General features: G+C 71.4%; 20 protein-coding genes. 10 read left to right on the forward strand and 10 right to left on the reverse strand.

What is annotated here, in order from left to right:
• Positions 1-17: 17 nt before the first annotated feature.
• Together FVE25_RS17255 and ccmA are read right to left on the reverse strand one after the other, a co-directional pair.
• Positions 18-1,487, reverse strand: coding sequence for a DUF6297 family protein (locus tag FVE25_RS17255; protein ID WP_157247976.1), 1,470 nt, complete (start codon positions 1,485-1,487; stop codon positions 18-20).
• On the reverse strand, positions 1,484-2,101 hold the full coding sequence (gene ccmA, locus FVE25_RS17260) for a heme ABC exporter ATP-binding protein CcmA (RefSeq protein ID WP_157247977.1): 618 nt from the start codon (positions 2,099-2,101) through the stop codon (positions 1,484-1,486). The genes FVE25_RS17255 and ccmA overlap by 4 nt, the downstream gene beginning before the upstream one ends.
• A 95-nt stretch (positions 2,102-2,196) precedes the next feature.
• Between ccmA and FVE25_RS17265 the strand changes: the two genes are divergently transcribed.
• Complete coding sequence (locus tag FVE25_RS17265; RefSeq protein WP_157247978.1) at positions 2,197-2,481, forward strand: hypothetical protein; 285 nt, start codon at positions 2,197-2,199, stop codon at positions 2,479-2,481.
• A 73-nt stretch (positions 2,482-2,554) separates the two neighbouring features.
• A complete protein-coding gene (locus FVE25_RS17270) occupies positions 2,555-3,178 on the forward strand; it encodes an MOSC domain-containing protein (RefSeq protein ID WP_157247979.1) in 624 nt (207 codons plus the stop codon).
• A gap of 121 nt (positions 3,179-3,299) precedes the next feature.
• On the opposite strand, the gene FVE25_RS17275 is transcribed toward FVE25_RS17270, so the two are convergent.
• Positions 3,300-4,559, reverse strand: a complete 1,260-nt coding sequence (locus FVE25_RS17275; RefSeq protein WP_246267114.1) for a glycoside hydrolase family 18 protein — start codon at positions 4,557-4,559, stop codon at positions 3,300-3,302.
• A 98-nt stretch (positions 4,560-4,657) separates the two neighbouring features.
• On the opposite strand from FVE25_RS17275, the gene hemW reads away from it, so the two are divergent.
• Positions 4,658-5,878 carry a radical SAM family heme chaperone HemW gene (gene hemW, locus FVE25_RS17280; protein WP_157247980.1) on the forward strand — a complete coding sequence of 407 codons (1,221 nt, stop codon included), beginning with the start codon at positions 4,658-4,660 and terminating at the stop codon, positions 5,876-5,878.
• A gap of 27 nt (positions 5,879-5,905) precedes the next feature.
• Here the strand turns inward: hemW and FVE25_RS17285 are convergent, their stop codons facing one another.
• The 5 genes from FVE25_RS17285 to FVE25_RS17305 form a co-directional block, all read right to left on the reverse strand.
• Positions 5,906-6,265: a hypothetical protein gene (locus FVE25_RS17285; RefSeq protein WP_157247981.1), complete on the reverse strand. Its 360-nt coding sequence runs from the start codon at positions 6,263-6,265 to the stop codon at positions 5,906-5,908.
• Positions 6,262-7,869, reverse strand: coding sequence for a hypothetical protein (locus FVE25_RS17290; protein WP_157247982.1), 1,608 nt, complete (start codon positions 7,867-7,869; stop codon positions 6,262-6,264). Before FVE25_RS17290 ends, FVE25_RS17285 begins: the two co-directional genes overlap by 4 nt.
• Before the next feature lie 85 nt (positions 7,870-7,954).
• Positions 7,955-8,674 carry a DUF4870 domain-containing protein gene (locus FVE25_RS56300; protein WP_157247983.1) on the reverse strand — a complete coding sequence of 240 codons (720 nt, stop codon included), beginning with the start codon at positions 8,672-8,674 and terminating at the stop codon, positions 7,955-7,957.
• Entirely contained in the window at positions 8,671-9,483 is an 813-nt protein-coding gene (locus tag FVE25_RS17300) for a DUF3097 domain-containing protein (protein WP_157247984.1), read from the reverse strand. Before FVE25_RS17300 ends, FVE25_RS56300 begins: the two co-directional genes overlap by 4 nt.
• Before the next feature lie 17 nt (positions 9,484-9,500).
• Positions 9,501-10,022, reverse strand: a complete 522-nt coding sequence (locus FVE25_RS17305; RefSeq protein WP_246267175.1) for a hypothetical protein — start codon at positions 10,020-10,022, stop codon at positions 9,501-9,503.
• A 686-nt stretch (positions 10,023-10,708) separates the two neighbouring features.
• Between FVE25_RS17305 and hrcA the strand changes: the two genes are divergently transcribed.
• The 3 genes from hrcA to FVE25_RS17320 are packed head-to-tail and all read left to right on the forward strand — an operon-like array spanning position 10,709 to position 13,635.
• Positions 10,709-11,722 (forward strand): heat-inducible transcriptional repressor HrcA, encoded by a 1,014-nt coding sequence (hrcA, locus tag FVE25_RS17310; protein ID WP_157247985.1) that lies wholly within the window; start codon positions 10,709-10,711, stop codon positions 11,720-11,722.
• An 11-nt stretch (positions 11,723-11,733) separates the two neighbouring features.
• On the forward strand, positions 11,734-12,873 hold the full coding sequence (gene dnaJ / locus FVE25_RS17315; RefSeq protein ID WP_157247986.1) for a molecular chaperone DnaJ: 1,140 nt from the start codon (positions 11,734-11,736) through the stop codon (positions 12,871-12,873).
• Positions 12,874-12,903: 30 nt separating this feature from the next.
• Positions 12,904-13,635, forward strand: coding sequence for a 16S rRNA (uracil(1498)-N(3))-methyltransferase (locus FVE25_RS17320; RefSeq protein ID WP_157247987.1), 732 nt, complete (start codon positions 12,904-12,906; stop codon positions 13,633-13,635).
• 4 nt (positions 13,636-13,639) lie between these two features.
• Here FVE25_RS17320 and FVE25_RS17325 read toward each other — a convergent pair whose 3' ends face one another.
• Entirely contained in the window at positions 13,640-14,269 is a 630-nt protein-coding gene (locus FVE25_RS17325; RefSeq protein WP_157247988.1) for a hypothetical protein, read from the reverse strand.
• Positions 14,266-14,745 (reverse strand): SigE family RNA polymerase sigma factor, encoded by a 480-nt coding sequence (locus FVE25_RS17330; RefSeq protein ID WP_101783532.1) that lies wholly within the window; start codon positions 14,743-14,745, stop codon positions 14,266-14,268. Before FVE25_RS17330 ends, FVE25_RS17325 begins: the two co-directional genes overlap by 4 nt.
• 297 nt (positions 14,746-15,042) lie before the next feature.
• On the opposite strand from FVE25_RS17330, the gene FVE25_RS17335 reads away from it, so the two are divergent.
• From FVE25_RS17335 to FVE25_RS17350, 4 genes are all read left to right on the forward strand, one after another.
• Positions 15,043-15,387 (forward strand): histidine triad nucleotide-binding protein, encoded by a 345-nt coding sequence (locus tag FVE25_RS17335; RefSeq protein ID WP_157247989.1) that lies wholly within the window; start codon positions 15,043-15,045, stop codon positions 15,385-15,387.
• Between the two features lie 99 nt (positions 15,388-15,486).
• A complete protein-coding gene (locus tag FVE25_RS17340; protein WP_157247990.1) occupies positions 15,487-16,527 on the forward strand; it encodes a PhoH family protein in 1,041 nt (346 codons plus the stop codon).
• Entirely contained in the window at positions 16,524-17,000 is a 477-nt protein-coding gene (ybeY, locus tag FVE25_RS17345; protein WP_157247991.1) for an rRNA maturation RNase YbeY, read from the forward strand. The genes FVE25_RS17340 and ybeY overlap by 4 nt, the downstream gene beginning before the upstream one ends.
• Positions 16,997-18,274 carry a hemolysin family protein gene (locus FVE25_RS17350; RefSeq protein WP_157247992.1) on the forward strand — a complete coding sequence of 426 codons (1,278 nt, stop codon included), beginning with the start codon at positions 16,997-16,999 and terminating at the stop codon, positions 18,272-18,274. Before ybeY ends, FVE25_RS17350 begins: the two co-directional genes overlap by 4 nt.
• Positions 18,275-18,295: the final 21 nt, after the last annotated feature.

An 18,295-nucleotide genomic window follows, 5' to 3' on the forward strand; every position in this document is an offset into this window, starting at 1 on the left:
CGATCGGTAGCGATTGCCTAGCGATTTGAGGTTCTCGTCAGATAGCCCGCCAGCACCCCGGCCCCCGCCACCGCCTGGAGGATCAAGGCCGTCCGCAGGTCCGCGGGCTGTGCCGCCAGCGCGTACGCCGCCGGCCAGGTGCCGGCCAACGCCAGGTCGAGGCCGGTCAGCCCCCAGATCAGCGGCCCGGTCGGGATGGCGCCGCCCGCGGTATTGAGCACCGGCATCGCGTGGTCCACCGGAGCGCGCCGCGCCATCCGCAGCGCCGCCGCGGCCAGGGCCGGCGCCGCCGGCGGAGCGAACCACAGCAGAGCGGCGGGCAGGCCCGGCAGGATCGCCAGCGCCGCCGCCATCCAGGCGGCCGCGAGCAGCCCGGGCACCACCGCCCGCGCGGCCAGCAGGTCACGCCGCCGGAGCGCGAGCAGGCGGGAGAAGGCCGGGTCGCCGGCGTCCCACCGGACCCCCGACACCGCGCACGCCGCCGCCGTCAGCCCTCCGGCCAGCACCGCCACCGCCACCAGCCCGGCGCCGCCACCGGCCCGCGAGATCATCGCGGGCAGCGCGACCGCCCCGGCCAGCACGGCAAGCCGCCCCGGCCACCGCAGCAGCCGCCGCACCTCCTGCCACATGGGAACGAACAAGGCCGGCATCCGCCGGGCGGGTGCCCCAGGCAGGGCGGGCCAGGGTTTGCTGCGCAGGCGGCGGCCGCGCCAGTGGGTGTCCTCTGCGATCCAGGTCAGCAGGCTGGGATCCAGGGCGGTCGCGGCGTTGGCCAGGTGGCCGGCGCGGGCCGACGAGCTCAGCAGGCGCCGCGCCGGGATGCGGGGCAGGGCCCGTCGCGCCAGCCGTACCAGGAAGGCGGCGAGCGCGGCGGGCACGGCCGACCAGGCGGGTGCGGGCACGGCGGCCAGGACGTGGGCGCCCGCGACCAGCATGAGGACGGCCGCGGCCACCACCAGGGCGGCGATCAGCAGGCGGAGCGCCAGGTCCCACGGGTCTGAGGTCTGCGCCAGGACGGCCAGGGCCATCCCGCCCGTGCCCGCCGAGACGCCGAGCACGAGGGCGCCGGTCAGGCGCCACGCCAGGTGGTCGGGCGCGCCGGTCACCGCCAGGGCGGCCAGGCCGAGTCCCGCGCCCGCCACCAGGCCGACCAGCAGCAACGTACGGGCGCTGCGGCCGAGGACGGCGCGCCGGTCCAGCGGGGAGAGCAGCAGCCAGGCCGCGTCCGCCGCGGACAGTACGACGGGGCCCAGCGTTCTGGCCGCCCACAGGAAGGCGGCGTACACCAGCGCGACCAGCGCCAGCCCCGCGCCGGCCCGGTCCGGCCGCACCGGCCCCTGGACGGCCGCGACGGCGTCGAGCACGGGCTGGGCCAGCAGGGCGCCGAGCATCGCCAGGCCGAACACGGCTGAGTACCGGTCGCTCAGGCTCGCCCGCCCGCGCGCCCTGGTCAGCGCGCGGATGCCGCGGACGTCCCGCGCGATCATGCCGGGACCGGGGACAGGCGGCGGGCGCGGGCGGCGAGGGCGGGATCGTGGGTGGCCATGATGACCGTGCCTCCGGCCCCGGCGTACTCCTCCAGCAGGTCGCCCAGTCGCGGGCGGAAATCGGCGTCCAGGCCGCGTTCCGGCTCGTCGAGCAGCAGGAGGCGGCTGGGCCGCAGCAGCGTGGCGGCCAGGGACAGCCGCTGGCGCTGGCCGGTGGACAGGCTCGCGGGGACGGCGTCGGCGCGGGCCGTCAGGGCGAAGGACTCCAGTGCCGCGCCGGTGCTCATGCGAGGGGCGGAGTGCACGGCGAGCACCAGGTCGAGGTGCTCGCGCACGGTCAGCCCCGGGTACCAGGCCGGTTCGTCGGCGGTCAGCACGACCCGCGCCCAGAACGCGGCGGTGTCGGCCGGCGCGGCACCGAGGACCGTCACCTCGCCGCTCGTGGGCGGCTGCAGACCGGCGAGGCAGCGCAGCAGCGTGGACTTGCCGGAGCCGTTCTCACCGACCACGGCCACCAGTTCGCCGGGCCGCACCGCCAGGGTGAGGCCGGTGAGGACGGGGTCGCCACCCAGTTCCACGGTCAGGTCGGTGGTGGTGACGAGGGGATCGCACACCGTTCGAGTCTAGCCCCGCCCCATGCGGCACACGGATTCTGTCGGTGCCGTCCTCTACCTTCGATCCCGAAACTGTGTTCGATTGGAGGGCGGATGTGATCGCTTCCGAGCGGTACGAACGGGCGGCGCTGCTGGGCGTGGCCATCGCCGAGGAGATGCGCCGGCTGCTGCGCCTGCACCTGCGGCCCGCCGAGGTGGCCGCCGACGGGACGGTGGGGCTGGAGGTGCCCTTCCCCGACGCCGTGGTGGTCTGCGCCGTGCTGGACGTGGCCGCGGAGTGCTTCGGCGAGGAGGGTACGGCGGAGCAGGCCAGGCAGGCGGCGCTGGAGACGTTGTTACAACTGGCCGACTTCCACGCGGGCTCTCAGCTCAACCGGTGATCGGCTCTGCCTTTCGGTAGATCCCATCGCATCGGCGCATGGTGGTCAGGCGGGGTCGGCTACCGTCGAAAGCATGCGGGTGATCTCAGTAAACGTGGGCCGGGCCGTTGACGCCGATTGGGCGGGCAAGCTCGGGCGGACTGCCATCGACAAGAAGCCGGTTACGCACCGGGTCCCGGTGAGCCCCGGCGGGCTGGCCGGGGACGAGCGTGCCGACCGGGCCAACCACGGTGATGCGACGCATGCCGTTTACGCCTATGCGCGCGAGGATTACGCGTGGTGGGAGGGGGAGTTGGGGCGGCCGTTGCGTGACGGCGAGTTCGGCGAGAACCTCACCACCTCCGGGATCGACGTCAACGGCGCGGTCCTGGGGGAGCGGTGGCGGGTCGGCAGTGCGCTGCTGGAGGTGAGCGGGCCGCGGATTCCCTGTGTGGTCTTCCGCAACTGGATGGAGGAGAAGGGCTGGGTCAAGCGCTTCACCGAGGCCAACCGCACCGGCGCCTACCTGAGCGTGGTGGAGAACGGCGACGTGGGCGTGGAGGACCAGGTGACGATCGTGGAACGGCCGGACGGCAGCGTGTCCGTGGCCGAGTCGGTGCTGGCCTACCACGGCGACAAGGACGCCCTGGCCCGGATCCTGGCCTACCCGGGACACTCGCCCTTCTGGGACGAGCGCGCGGCCCGCCTTCTCGGCTGAGGGGCCGCGCCGTACGCCTGGTTGGCAGGAAAGGCGCACGGGCGGCCCCCCGATGGTGCGGCCCGTGCGCCCGACGGGGTGCCCGCCCAGGGGAGGGGGTTCCTGGGCGGGCACGAGGGGGTTAGCGCAGGACGCGGTAGAGGGCCGAGGTGAGCGACGCCTTGGCGTCGTCGGCGTCGATCGACCACATCATGTAGCCGCCCAGGCCCTTGTGGCGGATGTAGGCGGCCTTCTGGAGCATCACGGCCGGGTCGTCGTAGGTCCAGAACTCGTTGCCGTCGTAGAGCCACACGGCGCCGGTCCGGACGTCGCGGTAGCGCTTGCCGGGCTTGGCGAGCAGGTCCTTGTAGTCCTCGGAGCCCGCCTCCCACTTGCCGGGGGCGGCGCCGGTGGCCGGCTGGTAGACGCCGTCGCGTGCGGGCCCGGCGGGCACGCCGGTCCAGCCCTTGCCGTAGGCGGGGACGCCGGCCACCAGCTTGCGGGCGGGCGCGCCGCGGCTCTGGTAGTAGCCGATGGTCGAGTCGAGGCTTTCGCGGATCTCGTTGGGGTCGCGGCGGTCGTTGAAGAGGTTGGAGTGGTGGCCGGTGATCTTGTCCCAGGGGCCGTGGAGGTCATAGCCCTGGACGGTGGCGTAGTCGAGCAGGCGGAAGACCTTCCTGACCTCGATGCCGGCGTCGATGACGCGCTCGGCGGCGGGGAAGAAGGCGGTGATGAGGGAGGAGCGCTTGTAGGCGTTCAGCTGGCTGCGCAGTTCGACGAGGAAGGCGGTGAAGTTCTGCTTGTCCTCGGGGCGCACGACGTTGCCGGGGGCGCCGGGGTAGCCGGGCCACTCCCAGTCGAGGTCGATGCCGTCGAAGATGCCGGCGCCGGTGCCCTCGGGCAGGCCGGGCAGGTTGCCGCGCAGCCACAGGTCGATGCAGGACTTGGCGAGCTTGGCCCGGGACTCGGCGGTCAGGACGGCGTCGGAGAAGTACTTGGAGCCGGTCCAGCCGCCCAGAGAGATGAGGATCTTGAGCTTGGGGTACTTGGCCTTGAGCTTCTTGAGCTGGTTGAGGTTGCCGTTGAGGGCCTGGCCCTCGGGGTCGGCCACGCCGTCGATGCTCTGCTCGGCGGGCACCGGCCGCTGCCAATCGGCCCACGGGTCGGCCGAGTAGCACTCGGCCTGCTGGTTGACGAATCCGAAGGCATAGTTGATGTGGGTGAGCTTGGCGGCGGCGCCGCTGGCGTCCATGTCCTTGACGTGGTAATTCCGGCCGTAGACGCCCCACTGGATGAAGTAGGCGACTCTCTTGTACCCGGAACCGTGGTTCTGCGCCTCGGCAGGCACGGACACCGCCGTCATGCCGAGTAAGAGCGAGAGGGCGAGCAGGACTTTCTTCACGCGGCGTCTCCCGAATTTATAGGAAACTTTCCTGTAAGTTGTTCCCGACAGTATTTCGGTGTGCTGGGGCAGTCAATGGCAGACGGCAGACTGGAAGCGTGCCATCGACCCTGCCCGACGGAGATCCCGCGCCGCCCTCCGGCGAACTGCCCGCGAGCGCGCTGCGCGGCCTCGGCGAGCGCCCGTTCGGGTTCTACGTCCACGTGCCCTTCTGCGTGACGCGCTGCGGCTACTGCGACTTCAACACCTACACCGCCGCCGAGCTCGGTCCCGGCGCCTCCCACCGCGACTACGCCGACATCGCCATCGAGGAGGTACGGCTGGCCCGCCGCGTCCTCGGCACGGCCGAACTGCCCGTGGAGACGGTGTTCTTCGGCGGCGGCACGCCCACCCTGCTGCCCGCCCGCGACCTGGCCCGCATCCTGAAGGCGATCGACGAGGAGTTCGGCCTGCGCCCCGGCGCCGAGGTCACCACCGAGGCCAACCCCGAGTCCGTCGACCCCGCCTACCTGGCCGAGCTCCGCGCCGGCGGCTTCAACCGGGTCAGCTTCGGCATGCAGTCGGCCAGCGAACACGTCCTGAAGGTCCTCGACCGCCACCACACGCCCGGCAGGGCGGCGCAAGCCGTACACGAAGCGCGGACGGCCGGGTTCGAGCACGTCAACCTCGACCTCATCTACAGCACGCCCGGCGAGAGCGACGACGACTGGCGGGCCTCGCTGGAGGCGGCGATCGCGGCCGGTCCCGATCACGTCTCGGCCTACTCGCTCATCGTCGAGGAGGGCACCCGGCTGGCCGCCCGCATCCGGCGCGGCGAGCTGCCGATGCCCGACGACGACGTGGCCGCCGACCGCTACCTCATCGCCGACGAGCTGCTGGCCAAGGCCGGATACGCGTGGTACGAGGTGTCCAACTGGGCTGCCTCGGAGGCGGGACGCTGCCGGCACAACCTGCTGTACTGGACTGGCGGCGACTGGTGGGCCGTCGGCCCCGGAGCCCACAGCCACGTGGGCGGCACCCGCTGGTGGAACGTCAAGCACCCCGCCGCCTACGCCCAGCGGCTGGCCCAGGGGGTCTCGCCGGCGCATGCCCGCGAGGTGCTCGAGGACGCCGACCGCGAGGTGGAGCGGCTCATGCTGGAGCTGCGCCTGATCACCGGCTTCCCGCTGGGCGACGTGGCCCCGGGCGCGCGCCCGGCCGTCGCCCGGGCCCTGGGCGACGGGCTGCTGGAGCCGGAGGCGTTCAAGGCCGGGCGCATGGTGCTGACCCTGCGCGGCCGGCTCCTGGCCGACGCCCTGATCCGCGACCTGACCCTCTGACCGTGCTCCGCTGCCGTCCGGATGGGGTCAGAGGAGGCTCTGGACCAGCTCCGCGATGGGACCCAGGGCGGTGACCAGCGCGGTGACCGGCGCCAGGCGGGTGCTCAGGCGGTCCAGGGCGGCGCCGACGCGGGCCGGGTCGCGCTCCTGCGGGACCGCCTCCACCTCCGTCAGGACCTCCTCCAGATCCCGGCGCGCGTGCCGGGCCTCGGGCAGGTCCCCGGCATGCGCCTCGATCAGGCCCAGCAGCGCCTCGACCCGCCGCCGCAGCTCCTCGCCCCGCCCGGAGGCGTCGAACACCGCCCCCTGGCCGCCGATGTTGCTGCCGGTGAACGTGCCGCCGCTGATGACCGTGCCGTAGTTGGTGGTGATCCGCGGGTCGGTCATGACGTCGCTCCTTGCATGGCGAACTTGGCCCCCTGGCCGCCGATGGTGCTGCCGGTGAACGTGCCGCCGTTGACGACCGTGCCGTTGTTGATGACGGCGGCGATCTGCTGCCGGTAGGCCGCGGTGTCGACGCCGTGGTGTTCCAGGAAGTCCAGGACGGCGTTGTTCAGCCGCTCCTCCACGAGCTTGGCGTACTTGAAGGCGTCCAGCTCCTCCAGGAAGGTGCTGATCCCGCGCTCGGCCGCCAGCTCGCGCACGCTCAGCCGCGCCCCGTAGTCGTAGACGACGAACTTCTCCGGCTCCTCGGGCAGCGACATCGCCGTGATCCCCCGCACCAGCAGCCGGAGGGGCGCGGCCATCAGGTCGCGGGCCAGGGCGAGCGTCGAACGCTTGAACGCGGCCAGCACGAGCGTCGCGCCCGCCGCCCTGGGCAGCTCGTCCACCACCCGGTAGGCGGCGCGCACGGGCGGCAGCGCCATGACGATGAACTCCGTGTAGAGCATCCGCCCCTCGACCGCCATGTGGATGAGGACCGAGACGGTGGCGTCGCGCTCCTCGGCGGGCAGCACCTCCTCGCCCCGCGCGTCGGTCACGGCCGTGCCGCTGGTGCCCACCACGATCCAGCGGTAGTGGCGGGCGCCCGCCTGGGAGTTGCGGATGATCGCATGGAGCTCCGCGTCGCTGAGCTGATAACGCGGCTGGGTGTCCTCGAGCAGCGGATGCTCCCCGTGGAGCTGGTTGAGCCGCCCCTGCGCGATCACGTGGTCGCGGATCTCCAGGTGGACGGGCATGCCGGGCGCGGCGTCCGTGCCCATCTGGCTCAGCCGCTCGCCCACGAACCGGTGCAGCTCGACCGCGTCCACCTCGGCCGGTGCCCGGTCGCCGGCGTCGGCGCGCCGGTCGAGCTCGGCGGCGATCGTCCAGGCCCGCACGAGGTCCCCGGCGCCGACGAACGGGTTCTCGCCGGAGTAGAGCGTGAGGTTGCCGCGCTGCGCGAGCGTGATCTCCGTCATCCGCGGTCCCGCCTCGGCTCCGGTACGGCCGGCCCCCGGGTACAGCGTCTCCGACAGGATCCGGTAGATCCGCACCCGGTAGGCCAGCACCGTGCCGATGGCACCGAAGAACATGACCGGGGCCAACCAGGCCGTGGCCGGAGCCTCGCCCTCCGCCGCGGCCCCGATGTCCAGATACCTCGTCAGCATCACGACCAGGGTGGACACGACGAGGAGACCCCCGACCAGCGCCACGACCAGGCTCACCGGGTTCGCCTTGCCCCGCCGCTGCCGGCCGCCTGGCGAGCCGAAACCGCCGGGCGCCAGGATGGCCAGGACGCTCATGACGATCAGCCAGGGGGCCGCGCCGGCAGCGTTGAAGATCAGCGTCAGCGCCAGCATGACCGTCACCGCGGCGTCCCTGACCGTCAGCAGCGACCGGGAGTACAGGCAGTGCCGCAGCACCGGGCCCAGGTCGAAGCCGCCCACGGACGGGGCGACCGCGTGGTGGCGGCGTCCGATCAGGGCGGTCAGGGCCCGGTCGCGGAAACCGGTGTCCAGATAGGCGGCGGCCGCCAGGTACCTGGTGGTGTTGCGCAGGCGCTCGGGCACCGTGACCTCCCCGTGGGTGACCTCTTCATCGTCACCCCGGGAGCTGCGATCATTCCGGAGAGTGATCGAACTGTGATTCTCCGTATTACTTGATCATGCGGATGCTGATCGGGTAGCGGTAGTTCGCGCCCTTGTTGGTGGCGATGGCCGCCTGGATGTGGAAGATCAGCGAGACGACCCAGATCACCGGCAGCAGCAGGAAGCCGATGAGGATGATCGTGAGAATGCCCGCCACGAAGTAGCCGATGAACATGGTGAGCTGGAAGTTCAGCGCCTCGGCCGCCTGGTCGCGGACGTAGGGGGACTCGTCCTTCTTCATCAGGTAGATGATCAGCGGGCCGATCCACGACACCAGGAGGCCCAGCAGGTGGGCGACCATGGCCATCGTGGTGTCGTCGGTGCCGGGACGCGGGCCGTACACGCCGGGGGCGTGCGGTTGCTGCTGGGCGGCGGAGTAACCCGGCTGCGCGTAGCCGTAGCCGCCCTGGTCGTAGCCCTGGGGGCCCGAGGGCTGCTGGCCGTAGGGGTACCCGCCGGACTGCGGCTGGCCGTAGCCCGGCTGGCCGTACCCCTGCTGACCGTAGCCTTGCTGGGGGCCGGAGGGCTGGCCGTAGCCCTGCTGAGGACCCGAGGGCTGGCCGTAGCCCTGCTGGGGGCCGGACTGCTGGCCGTAACCCTGAGGGCCGGACTGCTGGCCGTACCCTTGCTGAGGGCCGGACTGCTGGCCATAACCGGGCGGGAAGTCGGAGCGCTCCACACGGCGGGTCGCGTCGCCGTCCGGCTGCTGGGGGAAGTCCTGGCTCATGATGCCTCCGTCACGAAGTCGATCAGTTCCTCGACCCGGCCGAGCAGCTCGGGTTCGAGGTCGGAATAGGTCGAGACGGCGCCCAGGATGCGCCGCCACGCCTCGGCCGGCTCCATGCGCCAGCCCAGAGCGGCGATCACGCCTTCCTTCCACGGCACCCCGCGCGGCACCTCGGGCCAGGCGGGGATGCGCAGCACGGACGGCTTGACCGCCTGCCAGATGTCGATGTAGGGATGTCCGACGATCAGCACGCCGGGCGAGCTGACCTGAGCGGCGATCCGGCTCTCCTTGGAGCCGGGCACCAGGTGGTCGACGAGGACGCCGAGCCGCCGCCCCTCGCCGGGGCCGAACTCCTCGACGATGGCCGGCAGGTCGTCCACGCCTTCCAGGTACTCCACGACCACGCCCTCGACCCGCAGGTCGTGGCCCCAGATCTTCTCCACCAGGGCGGCGTCGTGCACGCCCTCGACGTAGATGCGGCTCTCGCGGGCCACCCTGGCCCGCAGCCCTTCGACCGCGATGGAGCCCGACGCGCTGCGCCGCGCCCCCTTCGCCGCGGGGGCGGGGGCGGGCCGCACCAGCGTCACCGGCCGGCCCTCCAGCAGGAAGGCCGCCGGAGCCAGCGGGAACAGCCGCCGCTTGCCGAAGCGGTCCTCGAGCGTGACGGCCTCCTTGTCGCAGCCCACCACGGCGCCGCAGAAGCCGCTGCCGGCGTCCTCCACGACCAGGTCGAGCTCCGCCGGGACCTGAGGGATCTTGCCCTTGCCCGGACGCCGCCAGTTCCCCGCCAGCACATCACCGTCGTACACACGGGGACCGTAGCAAATCACCCGCCCGCCGCGAGGCGCTTGCGGTGGCTGCCACGGCGTACCACGACCACGACCGTCCAGACGATCGCGATCAGGACGCCGAGGGCGGGCAGCAGGAACAGCGCCGCGACGCCGCCCACGATGCCGCCGGCCGCCGTGGACAGGTCGCTGCCCACGCCGAAGCGGGTCGGCGCGCTGGGGTCGATCGTGCAGGTGACCTGGTAGTCACCCGCCGCAGGGGCGTTGATGAGCGCGATCAGCTCCCAGCTCGTGTCGTTGACCGTGACCGTCTGGTTGGCCGGGACGTTGATCAGCTTGGCGTTGCCGTTGATCTGGCACTCCCAGCTCACCTGGGTGCCCCGGGTGAGGTAGAGCGCCGGGCGGTCACCCGGGTCGATCGTCACCGTGGACTGCTGGCCGGGCGCGAAGGAGCCGGACGGGGCCGCGCTCGTGACGCCGCCGGCGAGGCCGGTCACGAACACCACGATCCCGGCGATCACGAACAGCACCGCCACACCCCAGGCCACGCCGACCCACATCAGCTTCGGGCGCAGCTGCTTCTTGTCCAGGTGGGCGGCGGGGAAGGGCTGCCCGCCGAACGGGGGCTGACCGTACTGCGGCTGCCCGTACTGAGGGCCAGAAGGCTGACCGTATTGGGGCCCCGAAGGCCGGCCGTACGGGAAGTCCGACGGCTGGCCGTATTGAGGGCCTGAAGGCTGGCCGTATTGAGGGCCTGAAGGCTGGCCGTACTGAGGGCCGGACGGCTGGCCGTACGGGGCATCCGATGGCTGGCCGTACGGGGCATCCGATGGCTGGCCGTACGGGGGACCGGGCGGCGGGCCGTGCTGCGGTGGCGGGGCGTACGGCGGGCCGGATGGCGGCTGCCCGTACGGCGGGCCGGGCGGGGGCCCCTGCGACGGGCCTTGGGGAGGTCCCTGCGGTGGTCCCGGTGGGGGCCCGTACTGGGGCGGCTGATCCTGCTGCGGCGGAGGGCCGTACTGGGGCCCGCCGTGCGGCGGAGGCTCATACGGTGGCTGCTGAGGAGGCTGCCATCCTCCACCCTGCCGGGAATCTTCACTCATAACGGCCAGTGTGGCCGCACCCGCTTGCCGTCCGCTAGCACGAGGATTATCGCACCTTGTGGGCGAGAGCCGTACACTTGGCACTCGGGAACACAGAGTGCCAGACCTGGCGTTTCCCGAGGGAAGAGGCAGGAGGTGCACACGTGCTCGACGATCGGAAACTCGCGGTGCTCCGCGCCATTGTCGAGGACTACGTGTCCACCAACGAACCGGTGGGCTCGAAGGCCCTGGCCGAGCGCCACAATCTCAAGGTCTCCCCTGCGACGGTCAGGAACGACATGGCCGCGCTGGAGGAGGAGGGGTACATCACCCAGCCGCACACCAGCGCGGGCAGGGTGCCGACCGACAAGGGCTACCGGCTCTTCGTCGACCGGCTCTCGCAGATCAAGCCGCTGTCGGCGGCCGAGCGCAGGGCCATCGAGACGTTCCTGGCCGGGGCGGTGGACCTCGACGACGTGGTCACCCGCACGGTTCGGCTGCTGGCACAGCTGACCAGGCAGGTCGCGGTGGTGCAGTATCCGACGCTGACGCGCTCCACCGTGCGCCACGTCGAGCTGGTGCCGCTGAGCGAGCGGCGGATCATGCTCGTGCTCATCACCAACACCGGCCGCGTCGAGCAGCGTGCGGTGGAGCTGCCCGAGGTGATCGACGACCTCCGGATCGCGCACCTGCGGGCGGTGCTCAACGCCTGTCTCGACGGGTGTGGGCTGGCCGAGGTCCCCGAGCTGGTGGCCGACCTGCCGGAACGGCTGCCGGTGGGGGACCGCCCGGCCGCCGCCACCATCCTGTCGGTCCTGCTGGAAACGCTCGTCGAACGGCATGACGAGAAGATCGTGTTCGCGGGCGCGGCCAACCTGGCCGGCGCCGACTTCGCCAGTGGCCTGCGCGCCGTGCTCGAAGCACTTGAGGAGCAGGTCGTGCTCATGCGCCTGCTCGGCGAGACGACATCGGACACCCCGAGCGCGCTCACCGTGCGCATCGGAGCGGAAAACCCCTACCTCCACGGCACGTCGATCGTCGCCACCGGATACGGTTCAGGTGATCAGCAACTGGCTCGGCTGGGCGTCCTCGGCCCCACGAGGATGGACTACCCGGTGACGATGGGCGCCGTGCGCGCAGTGGCACGCTACGTCAGCCAGATCCTGGCTGCTTCTTAAGAGGTCGATAAGTGGCAAACAGCGACTACTACAGCACCCTCGGGGTGCGCCGTGACGCCAGTCAGGACGAGATCAAGAAGGCATATCGCCGGCTGGCCCGTGAGCTGCACCCGGACGTGAACCCCGATCCTGCGACGCAGGAGCGCTTCAAGGAGATCACGCAGGCGTACGAGGTGCTGTCCGACCCGCAGAAGCGGCAGATGTACGACCTCGGCGGCGACCCCTTCAGCGCCGCCGGCGCGGGTGCGGGCGCGGGCGGGTTCGGCCAGGGTTTCCCCTTCAGCGACATCATGGACGCCTTCTTCGGTACGGCCGGCGGCGGGCGCGGCCCGCGCCCGCGTGCCCGCAGGGGGCGCAACGCCACCATCCGGGTCGAGCTGGACCTGCGCGAGGCCGCCTTCGGCACCACGCGCGAGCTGGTGGTCGACACGGCCGTCCTGTGTGACGTCTGCCAGGGCGCCGGCGCCGCCCCCGGCACGCACCCCGACACGTGTGACATGTGCAACGGCCGCGGCGAGGTCTCCCAGGTGACGCGCTCGTTCCTGGGCCAGGTCATGACCTCGCGGCCGTGCCCCCAGTGCCAGGGCTACGGCAGCATCATCCGCAACCCGTGCCTGGAGTGCTCGGGCGAGGGCCGCGTGCGGACCCGCCGGACCATCAAGGTCCGCATCCCCCCGGGCGTCGAGGGCGGCACCCACATCCAGCTCGCCGGCGAGGGCGAGATCGGCCCCGGCGGCGGCCCGCCCGGAGACCTCTTCCTGGAGATCACCGAACGCCCGCACGAGATCTTCGAACGGCACGGCGACGACCTCCACTGCACCGTCCAGATCCCGATGACCGCCGCTTCGCTCGGCACCGTGCTGTCGGTGGAGACGCTCGACGGTCCCGAGGAGATCGACGTGCGGCCGGGCACGCAGTCCGGCCAGGTGATCACCATGTTCGGCCGGGGCGTGCAGCGGCTCAACGACCCGGGCCGCGGCGACCTGCTCATCCACGTCAACGTCGAGACCCCCGCGCGCCTCGACCCGGCGCAGGAGGAGCTTCTGCGCGAGCTGGCCAAGCTGCGCGGCGAGGAGCGCCCGCCGGGCAAGTTCGCACCGGGCCAGCAGGGCTTCTTCTCCCGCCTGCGGGACGCGTTCAACGGACGCTGAGTTCTTCTTGTACGGCGAGCGGGGGCGGCCTTGAGCGTTCCGGTGTTCCTTGCCGAGCGCGCGGCGTTCGGCGGCGGCGAGCTGGTGCTGGACGGCCCGGAGGGGCGGCACGCGGCGACGGTCCGGCGGTTGCGGGCCGGCGAGCGGGTCGATCTCACCGACGGGGCGGGGGCGGTGGCCGAGTGCGTGGTGCGCGCGGCCGACAAGGACCGGCTCCTGCTCGACGTGCTCGACCGGTACGAGGTGCCGGCGCCCAGCCCCAGGGTCGTGGTCGTCCAGGGGCTGCCCAAGGGCGACCGGGGCGAGCTGGCGGTCGAGATGATGACCGAGGCCGGGGTGGACCGGATCGTGCCGTGGCCGGCCGCGCGCAGCATCACGCAGTGGAAGGGCGACAAGGTCGCCAAGGCGCTGGGCAAGTGGCGGGCCACCGCGCGGGAGGCGGGCAAGCAGGCCAGGCGCTTCCACCAGGCGGAGGTGGCAGAGCCGGCCTCGACGGCGCAGGTCGTCGCCCTGCTGGGGGCGGCGGCGCTGGGGCTGGTGCTGCACGAGGAGGCGGCCGAGCCGTTGTCACGGGCCGCGCTGCCCTCCGGCGGGGACATCGTGCTCGTGGTCGGGCCAGAAGGCGGGATCACCGAGGAGGAACTGGCCGCGTTCCGGGCGGCGGGAGCCGTACCCGCTCTGCTGGGACCCACGGTGCTGCGGACGTCCACGGCTGGGGTGGCGGCGGCGTCGGTGCTGATGGCGCGCACCGGGCGCTGGTAGGCGCTCAGCCCACCTGGTTGTCGGTGAGCGGCGTGGCCAGCTCGGTGGGCGGCACCGGCGGCGAGTCGTCGGGCGGGCACTCCTCGGGCGGGCAGCTTCCCGTCGGGGACGGCGACTCGCTGGTCCTGGGCGTCGGCGACGTCGCCGTGGGCTCGGGGCAGTCGTCGAGCTCGGCGGCGTCGGGCGAGGAGGGGCACGGGGTCGGCGTGGGCGTGGGCGACGGCGACGGCTTGGCGGTGGACTTGGCGGACTCGGTGGGCTGGTGCTCCGGCTGGGCCGGCGTCGGGTCCGGCGGGACCACGGCGGGCTGGGACTTGACGGGGTCGCTGGGCTCCAGGGGGCGCTTGGTGGAGGAGTTGTCCGGCTGGGTGGTGGAGTCCTCCATCGGCTGGATCTGGGTGGGCGTGATGACCCGCTCCCGAAGCGACGGGACCACCATGACGACGGTGCCCGCGACCAGTACGGCACTCACCGCGGCGGCGCCGATGCGCCACCAGAACACGCCGCGCACGCCCCGCCGCTCGATGCGGTCGCGGATGATCTCCAGGCCGTCCGGAGAAGGCACCACCGCGTCCGCCTCCGCGCGGAGCACACGGCGCAGAATGTCGCCGTACTCGTCGGGGGACTGGGTCATGACATTTTCTCCAGAACGGATCGCAAGGCGGCCATGCCACGTGCGGTGTGGCTCTTGACCGCGCCCTTGCTGATGCCCATGGCGTGGGCTATCTCAGCCTCGGACAGATCACCGTAGTAACGGAGGACCAGGGCCTCTCTCTGACGGGTGGGCAGCGCTCGTAACGCCTCGATGACGGCGGAGCGCTCCAGCTCGCCGATCGCGCCGTTCTCGGCGCTCGGGGCGTCCGGCAGGCCCTTGGGCGCGTACTTCTCGACGACCGCTCGGTGACGCAGCACGGAACGGGACCGGTTGACGACAGATTGGCGCAGGTAGGCGAGTGCCTTGTCGGGGTCACGCAGTCTGCGCCAGGCGCCATGGATGGCGACGAACGCGTCCTGCACGACTTCCTCCGCGGTTGCTATGTCGCGCACAAGCAACACGGCGAGACGAACCAATGACCGAAAGTGCGCACTGTACAACGCGGTCACGGCCATGTCGGCGTCCCATCCGACTGGCACCGCCCCCAACGACCTGTCGGCCAGAAGGGTTTCGGTGGTCACATCGATAGGACGCTCGGCCTTCCCGGTGGGTTTACGCTCTTCCGGTTCTGGAGGAATTCCCGGTTCCTTGGGGTGCATTACCCAGTCGTGTCCTCGCCAGGTGGCCTCGACCGAGCCAGTTTTGTCTTATTGTGCTGAAGTGTCGCACACAAACCCTAACCGCAGGGATCACCCGGCGCACGGTACGCCGGATTACCGATTGGCAACGGGTCGCCTCGCTAGGGTACTCCCGTGACCGACTGCCTCTTCTGCAAGATCGTGGCCAAGGAGATCCCCGCCGACGTCGTCCTCGAGACGGACCGCACCCTGGCCTTCCGCGACATCAACCCGCAGGCGCCCATGCACGTGCTGGTCATTCCCAAGGAGCATCACGCCAACGCCGCCGAGCTGGCCGTGGCCGACGACGGGCTGGCCGACGACGTGCTCAAGACCGCCCACGAGGTGGCCGTGCGGGAGGGCGTGGCCGAGACCGGCTATCGCGTGGTGTTCAACACCGGCCCCGGCGCCGGGCAGACGGTCTTCCACGTGCACGCCCATGTTCTCGGCGGGCGCAACCTGACCTGGCCGCCCGGCTGATATTGACGCGAGCCTTCTGGCAGCTCCCGGCTACGATGGGGCCAGAGAAGATACACCCCGAAATGAGACCGGGAGGCATCAGGCCCTAGGGCCTGACCCATGTCCGAACTACACGAAACCCGACGAGCGGCACCTCCCTCGCGCACTCAGGCCAAGGTGCTGATCCCGGACGAATACCCGATGGTCAGCCTCCTGGGCTCCCGTGACGAGCTGCTGCGCGTCATCGAGGGCGCCTTCCGGGCCGACATTCACGTCCGGGGCAACGAGATCACCATCACCGGCACCCCCGACGAGAGCGGCGCCGTGGTGCGCCTGTTCGAGGAGCTGGTCGAGGTGCTGCGCAACGGCGGCGAGCTCTCGCCCGACGCCGTCGAGCGCAGCATCGCGATGATGAAGATGACCTCCGAGCGGCCCGCCGAAGTGCTCTCGCTCGACATCCTGTCCTCCAGGGGGCGGACCATCCGCCCCAAGACGGCCAACCAGAAGCGCTACGTCGACGCCATCGACAAGCACACGGTCGTGTTCGGCATCGGCCCCGCCGGCACCGGCAAGACCTATCTGGCCATGGCCAAGGCGGTGCGCGCGCTGCAGGAGAAGAAGGTCAACCGGATCATCCTCACCCGGCCGGCGGTCGAGGCGGGCGAGCGGCTGGGCTTCCTGCCCGGCACGCTCTACGAGAAGATCGACCCCTACCTCCGTCCTCTGTACGACGCGCTGCACGACATGCTCGACCCCGAGACCATCCCCAAACTCATGGCCGCGGGGACGATCGAGGTCGCCCCGCTGGCGTACATGCGCGGCCGTACCCTCAACGACGCGTTCATCATCCTCGACGAGGCGCAGAACACCTCGCCCGAGCAGATGAAGATGTTCCTCACCCGGCTGGGCTTCGGCTCCAAGATCGTGGTGACGGGCGACATCACCCAGGTGGACCTTCCCTCGGGCACCGAGAGCGGCCTGCGCGTCGTGCAGGGCATCCTCTCGGACATCCGCGACATCCACTTCGCCACGCTGACCAGCGTCGACGTGGTGCGCCACCGGCTCGTCAGCGACATCGTCGACGCCTACGGCCGCTACGACGCGGAGAAGCAGCAGGAGCTGAAGTCCGTCAACAGGCAGCAGCGGGGGCCGCGCCGATGACCATAGAGATCAACAACGAGTCGGGTGACGAGGTCGACGAGGAACGGCTCGTCGCCCTCGCCACCCACGTGCTCGGCGAGATGGGCATCAACCCGCTCGCCGAGCTGTCCATCCTGATCGTGGACGAGGGCACCATGGCCGACCTCCACGAGAAGTGGATGGGCGAGCCCGGTCCCACGGACGTGCTCGCCTTCCCGATGGACGAGCTGCGCCCCGGCGGCGGGGCGCGCGGCGACTCCGAGAGCCCGGCCGACCCCGGGCTGCTCGGCGACGTCGTGCTCTGCCCGCCGGTCGCGGCCAGGCAGGCCGAGCAGGCCGGCCACAGCGCCCGTGAGGAACTGGAGCTGCTGTGCACGCACGGCATCCTCCACCTGCTCGGCTACGACCACGCCGAGCCAGAGGAGCACAAGGAGATGTTCGGGCTGCAGGCCCAGCTTCTCGCGTCGTGGAAAGAGGTGCGCGTCCAGCGGTGAACGGCTGGTTGCCTCTGGCCATCGTCCTCGTGGTGATCGCCGGCCTGATCGCCAGCGCGGAGACCGCGCTGACCCGCATCTCCCGGGTGCGGGCGGAGGAGTTCGTGCGCGAGGGCAAGCGGGGGGCCAAACGGCTGCAGGACATCGTCACCGACCCGTCCGGCTCCCTCAATCTGCTCCTGCTGCTGCGGCTGAGCTGCGAGCTGGTCGCCACGGTGATCGTGACGCTGCTGTTCATCGACGTTCAGGGCGATCAGGGCTGGGCCTACGTGAGCGCCGCCGCGGTCATGATCGTGGTGAGCTACGTGATCGTCGGCGTCATGCCCCGCACGCTGGGCCGCCAGCACGCCGAGCCGATCGCGCTGGCCGGCGCGCCCGTCGTCTACGGCCTGACCAAGATCTTCGGCCCGCTGCCCAAGCTGCTCATCCTGCTCGGCAACGCGCTGACGCCGGGCAAGGGCTTCCGGGAGGGCCCGTTCACCTCCGAGGCCGAGCTGCGCGACCTGGTGGACCTGGCCGAGGAGCGCCGGGTCATCGAGCCGGACGAGCGGGAGATGATCCACTCGGTCTTCGAGCTCGGTGACACGCTGGTGCGCGAGGTGATGGTGCCGCGCACCGACATGGTCTTCATCGAGCGCGGCAAGACGCTGGACCAGACGCTCTCCCTGCACCTGCGCAGCGGTTTCTCGCGCATCCCGGTGGTCGGGGAGAACGAGGACGACGTCATCGGCATCGCCTACCTCAAGGACATCACCCGGCGCGTGCACGAAAGCGGCGAGGGCACCGACAAGGTCGAGTCGATCATGCGCCCGGCGACCTATGTGCCGGAGTCCAAGCCGGCCGACCAGTTGCTGCGGGAGATGCAGGCCAGGCGGATCCATTTGGCGATCGTCATCGACGAGTACGGCGGGACCGCCGGGCTGGTCACGATCGAGGACGTCCTGGAGGAGATCGTCGGCGAGATCACCGACGAGTACGACCAGGAGGCGCCCCGGGTCGAGGCGATGTCCGACGGCGCGATGCGGGTGACCGCCCGCATGCCGGTGGACGAGCTGGGTGAGCTGTTCGACACCGAGATCGAGGTGGACGACGTCGAGACCGTCGGCGGGCTGCTCGCCCACGCGCTGGGCCGGGTGCCGATCGCCGGCTCGCACGCCGAGGTGGCAGGTCTGCAACTGACGGCCGAGAGCCTGGCCGGGCGGCGCAACCGGATCAGTACCGTCGTGGTGCGACGGTCCGGTACCGAGGCCGGCGACGAGGCCGGGCAGGAGTGAAGGCCCAGGTCAGCAAGCGTG

The organism is Nonomuraea typhae, assembly GCF_009760925.1.
GTDB lineage: Bacteria > Actinomycetota > Actinomycetes > Streptosporangiales > Streptosporangiaceae > Nonomuraea > Nonomuraea typhae.

What these genes read in the sequence shown, in the direction of transcription:
- FVE25_RS17255 (WP_157247976.1), bottom strand. Translation starts at nt 1,487, where the DNA reads ATGATCGCGCGGGACGTCCGCGGCATCCGCGCGCTGACCAGGGCGCGC.
- FVE25_RS17270 (WP_157247979.1), top strand. Translation starts at nt 2,555, where the DNA reads ATGCGGGTGATCTCAGTAAACGTGGGCCGGGCCGTTGACGCCGATTGG.
- FVE25_RS17285 (WP_157247981.1), bottom strand. Translation starts at nt 6,265, where the DNA reads ATGACCGACCCGCGGATCACCACCAACTACGGCACGGTCATCAGCGGC.
- FVE25_RS56300 (WP_157247983.1), bottom strand. Translation starts at nt 8,674, where the DNA reads ATGAGCCAGGACTTCCCCCAGCAGCCGGACGGCGACGCGACCCGCCGT.
- FVE25_RS17305 (WP_246267175.1), bottom strand. Translation starts at nt 10,022, where the DNA reads ATGTGGGTCGGCGTGGCCTGGGGTGTGGCGGTGCTGTTCGTGATCGCC.
- FVE25_RS17325 (WP_157247988.1), bottom strand. Translation starts at nt 14,269, where the DNA reads ATGACCCAGTCCCCCGACGAGTACGGCGACATTCTGCGCCGTGTGCTC.
- FVE25_RS17330 (WP_101783532.1), bottom strand. Translation starts at nt 14,745, where the DNA reads ATGGCCGTGACCGCGTTGTACAGTGCGCACTTTCGGTCATTGGTTCGT.
- FVE25_RS17340 (WP_157247990.1), top strand. Translation starts at nt 15,487, where the DNA reads ATGTCCGAACTACACGAAACCCGACGAGCGGCACCTCCCTCGCGCACT.
- ybeY (WP_157247991.1), top strand. Translation starts at nt 16,524, where the DNA reads ATGACCATAGAGATCAACAACGAGTCGGGTGACGAGGTCGACGAGGAA.